Origin of the sequence: Polaromonas sp. YR568 (genome assembly GCF_943369415.1) — a bacterium.
Taxonomy (GTDB): Bacteria; Pseudomonadota; Gammaproteobacteria; order Burkholderiales; family Burkholderiaceae_C; genus Polaromonas.
The window spans coordinates 118989-131540 of record NZ_CALRNF020000009.1 but is presented as its reverse complement, the minus strand read 5'-3'; the positions used below and the strand labels follow the sequence as shown (position 1 = coordinate 131540).

13 protein-coding genes are annotated in these 12552 nt (G+C 66.3%); 4 read left to right on the top strand and 9 right to left on the bottom strand.

Annotated elements, in window-relative coordinates:
• Nucleotides 1–89: 89 nt before the first annotated feature.
• Genes ACLV74_RS08520 through ACLV74_RS08485 form a run of 8 tightly spaced genes read right to left on the bottom strand, consistent with a single transcriptional unit; the run spans nucleotide 90 to nucleotide 7213 of the window.
• Nucleotides 90–530, bottom strand: coding sequence for a nuclear transport factor 2 family protein (locus ACLV74_RS08520; RefSeq protein WP_411878947.1), 441 nt, complete (start codon nucleotides 528–530; stop codon nucleotides 90–92).
• A 7-nt stretch (nucleotides 531–537) separates the two neighbouring features.
• Complete coding sequence (locus ACLV74_RS08515) at nucleotides 538–1329, bottom strand: SDR family NAD(P)-dependent oxidoreductase (RefSeq protein WP_411878946.1); 792 nt, start codon at nucleotides 1327–1329, stop codon at nucleotides 538–540.
• A 5-nt stretch (nucleotides 1330–1334) separates the two neighbouring features.
• Complete coding sequence (locus ACLV74_RS08510; protein ID WP_411878945.1) at nucleotides 1335–1883, bottom strand: DUF3833 domain-containing protein; 549 nt, start codon at nucleotides 1881–1883, stop codon at nucleotides 1335–1337.
• The gene (locus tag ACLV74_RS08505; protein WP_411878944.1) at nucleotides 1880–3193 is read right to left on the bottom strand and encodes an MFS transporter; all 1314 of its coding nucleotides are present in this window, start codon (nucleotides 3191–3193) and stop codon (nucleotides 1880–1882) included. Before ACLV74_RS08505 ends, ACLV74_RS08510 begins: the two co-directional genes overlap by 4 nt.
• Complete coding sequence (locus ACLV74_RS08500; RefSeq protein WP_411878943.1) at nucleotides 3190–3780, bottom strand: chalcone isomerase family protein; 591 nt, start codon at nucleotides 3778–3780, stop codon at nucleotides 3190–3192. The genes ACLV74_RS08505 and ACLV74_RS08500 overlap by 4 nt, the downstream gene beginning before the upstream one ends.
• A complete protein-coding gene (locus tag ACLV74_RS08495) occupies nucleotides 3777–5054 on the bottom strand; it encodes a class I SAM-dependent methyltransferase (protein ID WP_411878942.1) in 1278 nt (425 codons plus the stop codon). Before ACLV74_RS08495 ends, ACLV74_RS08500 begins: the two co-directional genes overlap by 4 nt.
• Nucleotides 5055–5096: 42 nt before the next feature.
• Nucleotides 5097–5918 carry a DUF1365 domain-containing protein gene (locus ACLV74_RS08490; RefSeq protein ID WP_411878941.1) on the bottom strand — a complete coding sequence of 274 codons (822 nt, stop codon included), beginning with the start codon at nucleotides 5916–5918 and terminating at the stop codon, nucleotides 5097–5099.
• Nucleotides 5915–7213: an NAD(P)/FAD-dependent oxidoreductase gene (locus tag ACLV74_RS08485; protein WP_411878953.1), complete on the bottom strand. Its 1299-nt coding sequence runs from the start codon at nucleotides 7211–7213 to the stop codon at nucleotides 5915–5917. Before ACLV74_RS08485 ends, ACLV74_RS08490 begins: the two co-directional genes overlap by 4 nt.
• A gap of 123 nt (nucleotides 7214–7336) precedes the next feature.
• On the opposite strand from ACLV74_RS08485, the gene ACLV74_RS08480 reads away from it, so the two are divergent.
• Nucleotides 7337–7957: a TetR/AcrR family transcriptional regulator gene (locus ACLV74_RS08480; protein WP_411878940.1), complete on the top strand. Its 621-nt coding sequence runs from the start codon at nucleotides 7337–7339 to the stop codon at nucleotides 7955–7957.
• 245 nt (nucleotides 7958–8202) lie between these two features.
• Nucleotides 8203–9069, top strand: coding sequence for a pirin family protein (locus ACLV74_RS08475; RefSeq protein ID WP_411878939.1), 867 nt, complete (start codon nucleotides 8203–8205; stop codon nucleotides 9067–9069).
• A gap of 50 nt (nucleotides 9070–9119) precedes the next feature.
• On the opposite strand, the gene ACLV74_RS08470 is transcribed toward ACLV74_RS08475, so the two are convergent.
• Nucleotides 9120–10103: a LysR family transcriptional regulator gene (locus ACLV74_RS08470; protein WP_411878938.1), complete on the bottom strand. Its 984-nt coding sequence runs from the start codon at nucleotides 10101–10103 to the stop codon at nucleotides 9120–9122.
• Between the two features lie 93 nt (nucleotides 10104–10196).
• Between ACLV74_RS08470 and ACLV74_RS08465 the strand changes: the two genes are divergently transcribed.
• Nucleotides 10197–11477: an amidase gene (locus ACLV74_RS08465; protein ID WP_411878937.1), complete on the top strand. Its 1281-nt coding sequence runs from the start codon at nucleotides 10197–10199 to the stop codon at nucleotides 11475–11477.
• A gap of 84 nt (nucleotides 11478–11561) precedes the next feature.
• Nucleotides 11562–12539, top strand: coding sequence for a Bug family tripartite tricarboxylate transporter substrate binding protein (locus ACLV74_RS08460; protein WP_411878936.1), 978 nt, complete (start codon nucleotides 11562–11564; stop codon nucleotides 12537–12539).
• The last annotated feature ends 13 nt before the right edge of the window (nucleotides 12540–12552 follow it).

Genomic DNA, 12552 nt, shown 5'->3' with positions numbered 1-12552 from the left:
GCATGTGCTGAAGGTTGAGGCCGGGCAGACAATGCGTCCGCTGGATTCGATCACTGGGAGGAATGTCTGCTTTGCGGTGAGGCAGTCATCTATGACGAACCGCCGCGCCGCTTCAACCACCTCATCAAGCCGCCGACCACAGGCAGCTTTTCATACAGCTCTTCAGCCGCGTCCCAGTAATCGCGATGCAGCGTGATGCGGCCCTCGCCGTCCAGCACCAGGTGCGAGCCGCCCAGGATGCGCTGCGCCCTTCCCCGCTGGAAATTTTTGAAGGCAAAGTGGAACTCCCAGGTCAGGAAGCACTGCTCGCCCTGCACGATGCGCCCGGTGACGACGAAGCGCGGGTTGTCCAGGCTGGCGTACATGTGGCGAAAGATGCGCTGGATTTCGGCCAGGCCTTGCACGTCGTTGAAGGGGTCCTTGAAGCGCGCGTCGGGGGCGTAGATGGCGCCCAGGGTTTCCACGCCCGGGAGGGTGAGAAGCTGGAAGGTGTTTGCAATGCGGTCGGCAGCGGATGGGGTGGAGTTCATGGATTGTCTAGGCCTGCCTGAGGCGGCGTGTCGCCGCGAAAAATAGAGGGTAAGGCAAAAGCTGCAGGGCTTTCATCCAGCGGGTGAAGCGTTTGGGGAAGTGAATTTCAAATTCTCCGCGCGCCCAGCCCTTGAGTATTTCCTGGGCCGCCTGTTCGGGGGTGATCAGGGCGGGCATCTTGAACTGGTTCTGTTGCGTCAGCGGTGTGTTGACGAAGCCCGGGTTGATGAGGGAGACACCGACGCCGCGGGCGTGCAGGTCCAGGTACAGGGTTTCGGCGAGGTTGATGAGCGCGGCCTTGGTGGGGCCGTAGGCCAGGCTGTTGGGCAGGCCGCGGTAGCCGGCGACGCTGCCCATCAGGCTGATGTGGCCGCGCTGGCCGGTGCGCGTGTCCGGCTGTCGCGCCAGCAGCTGCGGCACCACGGCGTCGAGCATATAGAGCGCGCCGAGGTAATTGACTTCGTTGTGCCGCAGCAGGTCGGCCAGGTCCATGTGGGCGGCGTCCATGGCGTGGTAGTGGCCCGCGCAGTACACGACGCAGTCCAGCGCATCCTGCGCGGCCAGCGTTGCGGCCGCGGCCTTGACGGCCTGCGCGTCGGTGACGTCCAGCGGCAGGGCCAGGGCGCCGGGGTGGGCATCGACAAAGGTGTTGAGCGCATCCGCGCCGCGGGCCGACACCACCACCCTGGTGCCCTGGGCGTGCAGCGCCGACGCGGTGGCGCGGCCTATGCCGGTGGAGGCGCCGACCAGCCAGACCGTGCGGCCGCGCCAGTCCTGTATGCGGGAATTCAGTGCCATGGCGTTCAGCGTTTGGTGAAGGACAGCGTCACTTCGCCCAGGCCCACGCCCCACTTGCGCATGGCGGCCTTGTTGAGCATGACCTTGTCGTTCATGAGGTACATCCAGTCGTCAAACTGCACGTTGATCACCCGGCCGTCCACCGGCAGGGCCAGGGTGTAGGCCCAGTTGAAGGCGTTGCCGCTTTGCCGGCCCTCGGCGGTGCCCACGACGTCGTCGGCCTGGCCGGTGTAGCGGCCGTCGGCGTGGCGCGTGAGGCGCCAGATGCGCCGCTGAGTCGTGCCGTCGGAATAGCTGAAGGCTTCGTCGAGCACGCCGGCGTCACCCTTCCAGGTGCAGGTCATCACCACGCTAAAGCGCTTGACGACCTTGCCCGAGCGGTCGGTGAAGATGCCGTAGGCATCGAGCGTGCCGTTGAAGTAGTCGCGCAGTTCCAGCACCGGGGTCTCTTTGGCGTAGTCCTGCACTTGCGGCGTGCCGCAGGCGCCCAGCAAGGCGGCGCACACGAGGACGGCGAGAAGGCGTGAGCGGTGGAAAAAAGTGCGTTGTGTCATGGGGTGTGCGGCGGGGCCGTGGTTGGGAGGATGAAAAAATGCAGCGCGCCGGCCGCCAGGGCTTTGAGCGCGCAGGGAAGGAGGCAGTAGGCGGCGGTGAGCAAGGCGGACGCGTTGGCATCCCGCACGCCGGGCACATAACCGAGCCAGCCCAGCAAAGGCAGGGCCAGGCCGGCGGCCAGCGCGAGGTTGAGCTTGGTGGCGAAGTTCCACCAGCCGAAGTAAGCGCCTTCGGCGCGGCCGCGGTCACCGGCCCTGGCGATGACGCCGGCCAGCAGCGCGCCGGGCAGGACCAGGTCGCTGCCCAGGGCCGCGCCGGACAGGGCGCACACCAGCAGGAACCAGGGCGCGTCGCCCGCGCCCAGCCGGCTCGCGCCCAGAAAAACCGCGATGGACAGCAGCATGCCGAAGCGCCAGCTGTGCGCCAGCCCCCAGCGCTTGACCGCGCGCAGCCACAGCGGCATGGACAGCGCGCCGCAGACAAAGTACACGGCCAGCGCGGCGGACTGCATGGCCTCGCTGGCCAGCAAACGGTCTTGCAGGAAAAACAGCACCAGCGTGGCCGGGATGGCGCTGGCGATGCCGTTGAGCAGGTAGACGCCCAGGAGGCGGCGAAAGTCGGGGTTGCGCCACGGATGCCGCAGCGCGCCGGCGGCGGTGTCTGCCGCAATTGCCGCCGCAGGGCGGCGCTCGGGCCGGGGCGCCGCGCGCCAGGCCCACCAGCCGCCTGCCAGGCCGGCGACCAGCAGGGCCAGCATGACGGGCACGCCCAGCAGCGCGGGCGTGACCGACGCGAGCAGCACGCCCACCAGGCCCAGCCCTTCGCGCCAGGCCACGACGCGGCTGCGGTAGAGCGCGTCGCCGCCCAGCATGGCACCCCAGGACTGGTGCGCGATCGACAAGGCGCTGTAGGCCGCGTAGGTCACGACCAGCCAGAAGCCCGCCCACCACAGCAGCGCCGCGGGTTCACTGACCAGCGGCACAAACAAAAAAGAAAATCCGAGCGCCAGCACTACCGCGGCCACCGCGCCCATGGCCAGCACGGCGTGCAATGAGGCGGCATAGAGGCGGTCGCACAAGCGGCCCAGCAGCGGGTCTATGACGGCATCGAGCAGGCGCGCGCCCAGCAGCACGGCGCCCAAAGCCGCGAGCGAGACACCCCACTGGCGCGTGTACAGATTGGGCATCAGGACATAGAGCGGCAAGGCGCAAAACGCCAGGGGCAGGCCCAGCAGGCCGTAGCGCGCGCCGCCACTCACACCCAGAACCCGGGGCGCGGCTTCAATGGGCGCGGCCATGGAGGGATTCATGGTGGGGCGCCCGCCGGGGCCGGGGATTTGTCCTGCGCGAGCAGCGCGCGGCGCATTTGCGGCTCGGAGGTTTGCGGGGACAGCCAGATGCCGAAGAAGAGTTTGGCGAACAACGGGTCGCGCACTTCACCGAGCAGGCGGCCGTTGTGCCAGAACACCGCGCCGGTGCCGGGCTGGTGCACGCCGGTGATGCGGTCGCCGGCGCCGACGTCGGGGAACAGCGCGCGCATCCGGGCTTCCCAGGCGGCTTCCTGCGCCGGGGACATGGGAGTCACGGGCGCCTGGCGGCGCATTTCGGCGATGGAGCGTTTCGCAATGTCCGCGCCCTTGAAGTCGCGCAGGTAGGCCAGCTCCAGCGCGAAGGGGCTTTTGTCATAGGCCGGCGCGGCAAAGCCGGGGGCGACCCAGAGTGTGGCCTGGTAGACCTCAAAGCCCCAGTAGGTGAATTTGGCCTGGCCGGACAGGCTGGCCGCGGGCAAGCCGGGGCGCAGTTCCTGCGGCAAGGCCTGGGCCTGGGCGGGCACGCCATGCAGGCAGGCGGCCGCCGCGACTATCGCGCAGGCAGCCGCGTTCTTGATGGCTTTCATACCGGAACCGCGGCGGGCTTGCGCAAGGTGAACTGCATCAGGTTGATGTCGCCGGTGTCGAAGGCGGCCTCGCAATAGGCCAGGTAGAACGCCCAGATGCGCATGAAGCGTTCGTCAAAGCCGAGCGCCGCCACCTCGGCCGCGCGCGCCGTGAAGGCATCGCGCCAGCGGCGCAGCGTCTCGGCGTAGTCCGCGCCGAAAGCGAATTCGTCCACCACCTCCAGGCCGGCGGCCTGGGCCTGGCGGCGGAACTCCCGCGGGCAAGGCAGGCAGCCGCCGGGGAAGATGTACTGCTGGATGAAGTCGGTCGAGCCCACATAGCGGTCGAACAGCGCGTCGTGGATGACGATGCTTTGCACGCAGGCGCGCGCGCCGGGTTTGAGCAGGCGGCTCACGGCGGCAAAGTAGGTGGGCCAATAGGCCTGGCCCACGGCTTCCACCATCTCGATGGAGCAGATCGCGTCAAAGGGCGCATCCTTGATGTCGCGGTAATCCTGCAGGCGCAGGTCGGCGCGACCGCCCGTGCCGGTGCTGACCCCCAGGCGCTGCATGCGCTCATTGGCATAGGCCAGCTGCTCGGTGCTCAGCGTCACGCCGACCACGGCCGCGCCGCGTCCGGCGGCGGCCTGTTCGGCCAGCGCGCCCCAGCCGCAGCCGATTTCCAGCACGCGGTCGCCGGGCTTCACGCCGGCCATGTCGAGCGCTCGGCGCACCTTGGCGTTTTGCGCCTCGGGCATGGGGCGGGACAGGTCGCCCTCGAACCAGGCGCCGGAGTAGTTCATGGTCTCGTCCAGCCACAGGCGGTAGAACGCGTTGCCCAGGTCGTAGTGGGCGTGGATGTTCTTGCGGCTGTTGGCGCGGCTGTTGTGGTGCAGCAGGTGCTTGACGCGGTACAGCAGCCGGCCCAACCAGGTGCCGAAGATCATGGCTTCGACCTCGCGGCGGTTGGCGGAGAAGAGCTTGAGCAGCTCGGTCAGGTTGGGCGTGCTCCAGTCGCCGGCGATGTAGCTCTCGGCAAAGCCGATGTCGCCGGACTTGAGCGCGGCGCCGAACACCTTCCAGTTGTGCAGCGTGATGCTGGCGCTGGGGTGCCCGGGGCCATGCATGTCGTGCTGCTGCGGGTGCTCGCCGAAGCGGCGCTGCGAGCCGTCGGGCAGGTGCAGGGTCAGCGCGCCGTGGCGCAGGTTTTGCAGCAGGCGCAGCGCGCTTCGGGCGGCGGCCGGCGCATCCTTGGGAAACGCATGGCCTTGGGCGGTGCGGGTAACGGCGTTCATGTCGGACTCCTGGAAGGGGGCGTATGCGCTGCGGCGGGGCCGCTAGCGCGAGACAAAGGTTTGCGGCGGCGCGGGTTTGCGGAAGAAAGGCACTTTTTTCAGCCACAGGCGCAGCGCCTGGACATGGATGTGCAGCACCACGCCCAGCGTCATCGCGGGATAGCGCCAGACGGCGCGGCGCAAGGCGGCGGGCGTGATCGGCTGCAGCGTGCCGCTGACGCTGGTTTGCAGCACGGCGGCGTCGGCGACAACGCCGTCGGCGTCGTCGTCATAGAAATCGACGCGGGCCACCGTGCGGGGCTGTTCGCCGTGTTCGCCGTCTTCGCTGCGCATGAAGCGGAAGCGGTAATGGCCCTGCACCGGGTTGAAGGGGGAGACATGGAACACCTTGTCCGCGCGCTGTTCCACGCCATAGCGCGGGGCGTCCAGCACATAGCAGTGCCGCTCGCCGAAGGTGTTGTTGACTTCCACCACGATGGCGCGCAGCGCGCCACCCTGGTCGCCCGCGGCGCGGTGGCAATACCAGAAGCTCACCGGCTTGAAGGTGTAGCCCAGCACGCGCGGATAGGTGTGCAGCCAGGCCTCGCCGGTCGCGTCATGGATGCCTTCGCGCCGCAGCACGTCGTCCAACCAGGCGATGGCGCCGCCCTGCTCCAGGCCGCGCCCGTCGCCATGGTCGGTCTCGAAAAAGCTGAGCGGGCCCGCGCGGTTGATGTCCCACTGGCCGGGCCGGGGCGCCTGCCTGTGCAGGCTGCGCAGCGGCAGCATCAGGAAATAAGTGGGGTACACAAATGCGTGGCGCCGCGGGCGCAGGCGGGTGTGGCGCACCTGGCCGAAACCGATGAGCGGCACGGGCTGCTTCATGTGTCCGCCAACAGCTGCGCGGCGGCAGCCAGCCCGGCCTTGAGGCCGTCTTCATGGAAACCGTAGCCCATCCACGCGCCGGCATAGTAGCGATGGTTTTTGCCTTGCAGTGCCGGCATGCACTGTTGCGCAGCCACGGCGACCGCATCAAACACCGGGTGGGCGTAGTCGTACTCGCCGATGATTTTGTCTTGCGCGATGGGGCGCACCGGGTTCAGGGACACGATCACCGGCTGCTCCCAGGGCAGCGGCTGCAGGCGGTTAAGCAGGTAATGCAGGCACACGCGCGCGCCCTCCTGCCCCGGCGCGGCCGCGCGCTCATAGTTCCAGGCCGCCCAAGCCGCCTTGCGCGCCGGCAGGACCGAGGCATCGGTGTGCAGCACGGCCTTGTTGGACTGGTAGTGAATGGCGCCCAGGGTGTCGCGTTCCCGGTCCGAGGGCTCGGCCAGCATGCGCAGGGCCTGGTCGGAATGGGTGGCGATGATGACCTTGTCAAACAGTTCGGCGCCCGCGTCGGTGTGGATGCGCACGCCGCCTTTGCCGTCCGGCGTATCGCCCACGTGTTCGATGCGGCGCACGGGGGTGTTCAGCCGCTTGTCGGCAATGCGCGCGATGATTTTTTCGACATAGTGCCGGGCGCCGCCCTGGACCGTCCACCACTGGGGGCGGTTGGTGACTTGCAGCAGGCCGTGGTTGTGGCAAAAGCGCACCATGGTCGAAACGGGGAACTGCAACATCTGCGCGGTCGGGCAGCTCCAGATGCAGGCCATCATGGGCAGGAAATACCAGTCGCGAAACGCGGCGCCGAAGCCTTGCTGGTCCAGGAACTGTCCGAGCGGCTGGCCCAGTTGCGCATCGGTTCCGCTCCGGGCCATGCGGGTGGCCAGGGCGTTAAAACGCCGCAGGTCGCGCAGCATGCCCCAAAAGCGCGGTTTGAGCAGGTTGCCGCGCTGCGCAAACACGGTGTTCAGGCTGGAGCCGCTCCACTCGACTGAGTGGCCGTTGGCGGCATCATCGGTCTGCACCGAAAACGACATGTCCGACTTGACGCTCGCCACGTCGAGCTCGGCCAGGAGCTTGATCAGTTGCGGGTAGGTGCGCTCGTTCAGCACCAGGAACCCGGTATCCACCCCGTGGGTGACCTCGCCGCGCGGCGTGGGAAGCGTCACATCGACGGTGTGGGTGTGGCCGCCGAAATAGCCGCCGGCCTCCAGCAGCGTGACCTCCGCCTTGCCCCCGAGTGCATGGGCGGCCGCCAGGCCTGAAATACCCGAACCCACGATGGCTACTTTGATCGACACGCATGCTCCTTGAATTGCTTGGGTCAATTCTATACCACTCAGTATTTATTAAAACCAACTAGTATTAATATTTCCTTGTAATTCTTTTTTCACACCAAACTGGCTAAAATCAGGCCCATGACTCCTGACACCCTCCCCTCCAAGCCCTCTTTCAAGGCACAAATGCTGCTGGCGCGTGAAGACGCCATCATCCAGTCGGTGAACCGTTTGCTGGCGGAAAAAGGCTTTGAAGCCATGACGGTGGACGAAGTGGCCGCCGCGGTGGGCATTGCCAAAGCCAGCCTGTACAAGCACTTCCCGAGCAAGGAAGACCTGGCGGCGGCCGCCATGGTGTCGGTCATGCGCCGGGCGCAGGCCTTTCTGGACACCCTGCCCGCCGAGCTGTCCGCCGTGGACAAGCTGCGCAAGGTGGTGGCGTGGACCATGGGCCTGAAGCTGGCGGGTGAAATGCCTTCGCTGCCCAGCCAGAACTCCAGCCTGCGCACCGCGCTGATGGCCAACAAGGACTATATGGACGGCCTCATGGACGTGAGCGACCGCCTGGGCGCCTGGATCGAAGCGGCGCAGGCAAAAGGCGCGATCAATCCCAAGCTGCCGCCCATCGCGGTGCTCTACACCCTGTATGCCCGGGCCTGCGATCCTGTGCTGGAGTTTTTGAAAATGGGCGAGCTGTACACCGACGATGAAGTCATCGCCCTGGTGCTGAGCACCTGCTTTGAAGGGCTTGAGGCCAGGTAGTACGCTCCAGACCCATCAAACAAAAAAGGCCTCTCATGAGGCCTTTTGTTTTTCAGCCCAAGGCCGTCCCGCCCCGCGCTTTGGCGGGGCATTCTTCAGCGCCCTGCGCTTGCCTCTTAATTGTTCTAAAAACAGAACGCAGACATGCGCTTTTGCGCCCTAATGCGGGCGCCCTTTCGCCCCCACCTGCCCTGCATTGGCCCGGATCTTGCCGTGCCTCACACAGGAAACTGGAGAAAGACGCGATGAAAAAAGTTCTGGGCATTTACAGCAACCCGCACGGCCACTGGGTCGGTGACGGCTTTCCGGTGCGGTCGCTGTTCACCTATGACACGCTCGGCTCGCACGTGAGCCCCTTTTTGCTGCTGGACTATGCCGGCCCGGCGCAGTTCGAGCCGGCCGATACGCCGCGCGGCGTGGGCCAGCATCCGCACCGCGGGTTTGAGACCGTGACCATCGTCTACAAGGGCGAGGTGGAGCACCGCGACTCCACCGGCAACGGCGGCGTGATCGGCCCGGGCGACGTGCAGTGGATGACGGCGGCCTCGGGCATCCTGCATGAGGAATTCCATTCACGCGAGTTCACGCGCACCGGCGGGCCGTTTGAAATGGTGCAACTGTGGGTCAACCTGCCGGCCAAAGACAAGATGGCGGCGCCCGGCTACCAGGGCATCCTGGACAAGGACATCCCGCAGGTGGACCTGCCGGACGGCGCGGGCACGGTGCGCGTGATCGCGGGCGACTACGAAGGCCACAAGGGGCCGGCGCATACCTTCACGCCGATTGACCTGTGGGACATGCGGCTGAGCGCGGGCAAGACGGTGGTGCTGACGATTCCCGAAGGCCGCACGGCGGCGCTCGTGGTGCTGCACGGCACGGTCCAGGTCAACGGCCAGGAGGTGGTGCGCGAAGCGCAGATGGCGCTGCTGGACCGCGAAGGCGAAGCGCTGCAGGTCGAAGCCAACGGCGACGCCACGCTGCTGCTGCTCAGCGGCGAGCCGATCGACGAGCCCATCGTGGGCCACGGGCCGTTTGTGATGAACACCCGTGAGGAGATCGTGCAGGCGATGAAGGACTTCAACGCCGGGCGCTTTGGAAAAATGGCGCACTGAAAACCCGAGAGAACCCGGCGCACGCAGGTTCGCGGCCGTGACCGGCCCGGCTATTTCTCCGCTCGTGCTTTGCGCGGGCGGCGGCCGCTCGCACTGACCTCGCCCTCACCCTGGGCCTGGTCGGCCAGACGCGTATGGGCCTGCCGCATCGCGGCGGCGAAACCCTCGACGGCCGGATTGGTGGGCGCCCGCAGGCAGGCCACCACAATGCGGGCCACCGAATTCGACCGGTCCCGCAGAGGCAGGAACTGCAAGGAGCCACCCCTGGCCCGCGAGATGGTCCACGGCACTATCGCGGCACCTATGCCCGCCTCCACCAGCGTGAGCAAGGTGGGCAGCGCGCTCTCCTGAACAACGCGGGGGCGCTTTCCCGTGTGTCCGAACATGGACTGCAGCATGTCCCGAAAGTACGGCGAAGTGCTCTGGAGATAACCGACCAGCGGAATGTCCGCGATGTCCTCGACGGGCACGCGCGGCCGCCCTGCCCAGGCGTGGTCCCGGCGAACGGCCAGAACCATGGGTTCCTGGAATATCTCGATCGCCCGGATGTCGGCATCCATTCGTGTCGGGCGCATCAGGGCCACGTCGATGGCGTGCATCCTGATCGACGCCTCCATGGCGTTCGAATTCATTTCCCGCAGGTCGAGTTCAATCTCGGGATGCGCGGTGCGGTAGTGATACAGGGCCTCGGCCAGGGGAGAACAGGCCGCCGTCGGCGTCAGGCCTATCACGAGAGAGCCGGCCTCGCCGCGTGCCGCCTGCCGGACTGCCCGCAACATGAGCTCCGTTTCTCCCGATATCTGGCGCGCGTGCTGGTACATCACCTGGCCTGCCGGGGTCAGCCGAACGGTGCGGGTTGTACGGATGAACAACTTCGCCCCCACCAGGTCCTCCAGCCGTTTGACCTGCTGGCTGAAAGGCGGCTGGCTCATGAAAAGCCGCGCGGCAGCCCGGCCGAAATGCAGCTCTTCGGCAGCGGCGCAAAACACCGCAAGCAGGCGGCCATCCAGATTCATTATGTCGATATTAGTCATAGTGGCTCATCAATTAAGAATTGGACGAGCAAGAATACACCGCCTAGCATCCAGGGTGTCGATCAACCTCATCCCACTGAATTGAGCCTTCCCTTGACCCTTGCCGCATCTTCAACGCGCACTTTTCACACGGAACATCCGGGCCCGCAGGCGCTGGCTGCGGCGCGCGCGGCCCTTGACGCAATAGCGTCTTGCGATGGGCGGATAAAGGCATGGGAGTTTGTGGCCGGCGCAGCCTCGCTGGCGCCGCCAGAGCTCGCCGAAGGGGCGTTGGCCGGCCTGCCGTTTGGCGTGAAGGACATGATCGATGTTGCCGGCATGCCGACTTCTTGCGGCTCAGCCGCGTATGCCGGCACCGTCGCCCATTTCGACGCCGGTTGCGTCGCGTTGTTGCGCGCCGCAGGAGCCGTCCCCATCGGTAAAACGGTCACCACGGAGTTTGCTTACGTGACGCCGGGCGCCACGCGCAACCCTGTCGATTTACGGTACACGCCGGGAGGTTCCTCCAGCGGGTCGGCCGCGGCTGTGGCCGCCGGCATGGTGCCTTTCGCACTGGGCACACAGACAGGGGGCTCGATGATCCGGCCGGCGGCGTTTTGCGGCGTGCCGGGGTTCAAGCCGACCTTCGGTGCCGTGGACCGCGAGGGCATGAAAGTGACTTGCGAATCATTGGACGTCATTGGCTGGTACGGCGACAGCGTCCGGCGCCTGGCGGACGTCGGGCATGCCCTGCTGCCATACGGGCGCGCGCAGGGTATGCGCCCGCTGAAGGGACTGAGGATCGCGTTCCTGCACGGCAACCCGGGTTATGAACTCGGCGCGGAAGCCGACGCGGCCCTGGCGTCGGCCTGCCGGGCGCTGGCGAACCGGGTGGCGCTGATCAAGCCCGTCCCGGCATTCGGGCCCGCCCTTCAGTTGCTTGAGGCCTATGACGTGATCATGCATTTCGAATACGCGCGCAACCTTCTGCCGACAGTCACGGGCTCGCCTTCACTTCTCAGCCGGCGGCTTTTGAATGCAGTGGAGAAAGGCCTGGCGATTTCAGCCGCGGGGTACTCGGGGATGAGAGCCTTTCAGGAAACGGAGCGCCTCAAATGGGAGGCGTATTTCGGCGATGCCGACCTTATCCTGACCTCGAGTGCGCTGGGCCCGGCACCCAGGGGCATTGAACATACCGGCAGCTCGGCTTTCAACAAAGGCTGGTCCCTGCTGGGGTGGCCTTGCCTGCACTTGCCGACAAGCTTCAGCAAAGAGGGTCTCCCGCTCGGCGTCCAGCTGGTCGGCCGGCCTGGTTCCGACGCACAGTTGCTGGCGTGCGGTGAAGCCATCCATCCGGTTGTCGATGAGCGATCGAAACACCTTGGCCGCCCCTAACCGTATCCGTTTTTTTTACCCGCGGAACCCCACGCACCGTCAGCCGTCCTGGCGCCTTCATTCACGCAATCACCGGAGAAAACCATGAAATTTCCAGGAACCATTCCAACAGCAGCGGCAATCTGGGTATGCGCGCTGGGGATATGGAGCACGCAGGCTCTCGCCGCGTACCCGGATCGCCCCATCACCATCACGGTCCCCACCGCCCCCGGCGGCACCGTGGACATCGTGGGCCGCCTCATGGCGGAGCAACTGGGCCGCACCCTGGGCCAGGCCGTGGTGGTCAGCAACAAGGCGGGAGCCGGAGGCGTGGTGGGCACACAAGCCTTGAAGCGCGAGGCCCCCGATGGCTACAACATCCTCTTCACCGCCAACAGCAATCAGTTGATCGTTCCCTGGGTGTACAAGGATGCGCGCTTCGATCCGATCAAGGATTTTGTTCCTGTTGCCGCGGTGGGGGTTGTGCCCAACGTTCTGGTGGTGCACCCGTCATTTCCTGCCCGGAACCTCAAGGAATTCATCGCGCACGTCAAGGAAAATCCCGACAAGTACCAGTACGCTTCCGCCGGAAGCGGCACACTGAACCATTTGCTGGGCGAGATGCTGAAAGTAAAAGGCGGTTTGCAGCTGCAGCACATTCCCTACAAGGGGGTGGGCCCGGCCATGAGCGATGTGCTTGGCAACCAGGTGCCAATGCTGTTCGCCAGCTTGCCCTCCGTGCTGGAAACCGTCAAAGCGGGCAAGCTCCGCGCCCTGGGGGTAAGCAGCGTGGCCCGCGTCGCGCTATTGCCGGATGTGCCGGCCATCGGCGAGCAGATCCCCGGATTCAGCGGCGATCTCTGGGTCGCCTTCTATGCGCCAAAGGGTACGCCGCCGGCCATCATCGAGAAGCTGTACGGCGCGGTCAAAGCGGCGCTGGCGACACCGGCCCTGCAACAACGTTTCGAACAACTGGGGATTGTCATGTTGCATGACGGCCCGGCAGAACTCGCGCGCCGCCAGGAGGCGGAGTTCCAGAGCTGGAAGCAGATTGTCAAAGCGTCCGGCGCCAGCGCCGACTAGGCGGCCGGGCTCC

Coding starts and splice junctions, on each gene's coding strand:
- ACLV74_RS08515 (WP_411878946.1), bottom strand. CDS start 1,329: ATGGCACTGAATTCCCGCATACAGGACTGGCGCGGCCGCACGGTCTGG.
- ACLV74_RS08460 (WP_411878936.1), top strand. CDS start 11,562: ATGAAATTTCCAGGAACCATTCCAACAGCAGCGGCAATCTGGGTATGC.
- ACLV74_RS08475 (WP_411878939.1), top strand. CDS start 8,203: ATGAAAAAAGTTCTGGGCATTTACAGCAACCCGCACGGCCACTGGGTC.
- ACLV74_RS08495 (WP_411878942.1), bottom strand. CDS start 5,054: ATGAACGCCGTTACCCGCACCGCCCAAGGCCATGCGTTTCCCAAGGAT.
- ACLV74_RS08470 (WP_411878938.1), bottom strand. CDS start 10,103: ATGACTAATATCGACATAATGAATCTGGATGGCCGCCTGCTTGCGGTG.
- ACLV74_RS08500 (WP_411878943.1), bottom strand. CDS start 3,780: ATGAAAGCCATCAAGAACGCGGCTGCCTGCGCGATAGTCGCGGCGGCC.
- ACLV74_RS08490 (WP_411878941.1), bottom strand. CDS start 5,918: ATGAAGCAGCCCGTGCCGCTCATCGGTTTCGGCCAGGTGCGCCACACC.
- ACLV74_RS08480 (WP_411878940.1), top strand. CDS start 7,337: ATGACTCCTGACACCCTCCCCTCCAAGCCCTCTTTCAAGGCACAAATG.
- ACLV74_RS08520 (WP_411878947.1), bottom strand. CDS start 530: ATGAACTCCACCCCATCCGCTGCCGACCGCATTGCAAACACCTTCCAG.
- ACLV74_RS08505 (WP_411878944.1), bottom strand. CDS start 3,193: ATGAATCCCTCCATGGCCGCGCCCATTGAAGCCGCGCCCCGGGTTCTG.
- ACLV74_RS08510 (WP_411878945.1), bottom strand. CDS start 1,883: ATGACACAACGCACTTTTTTCCACCGCTCACGCCTTCTCGCCGTCCTC.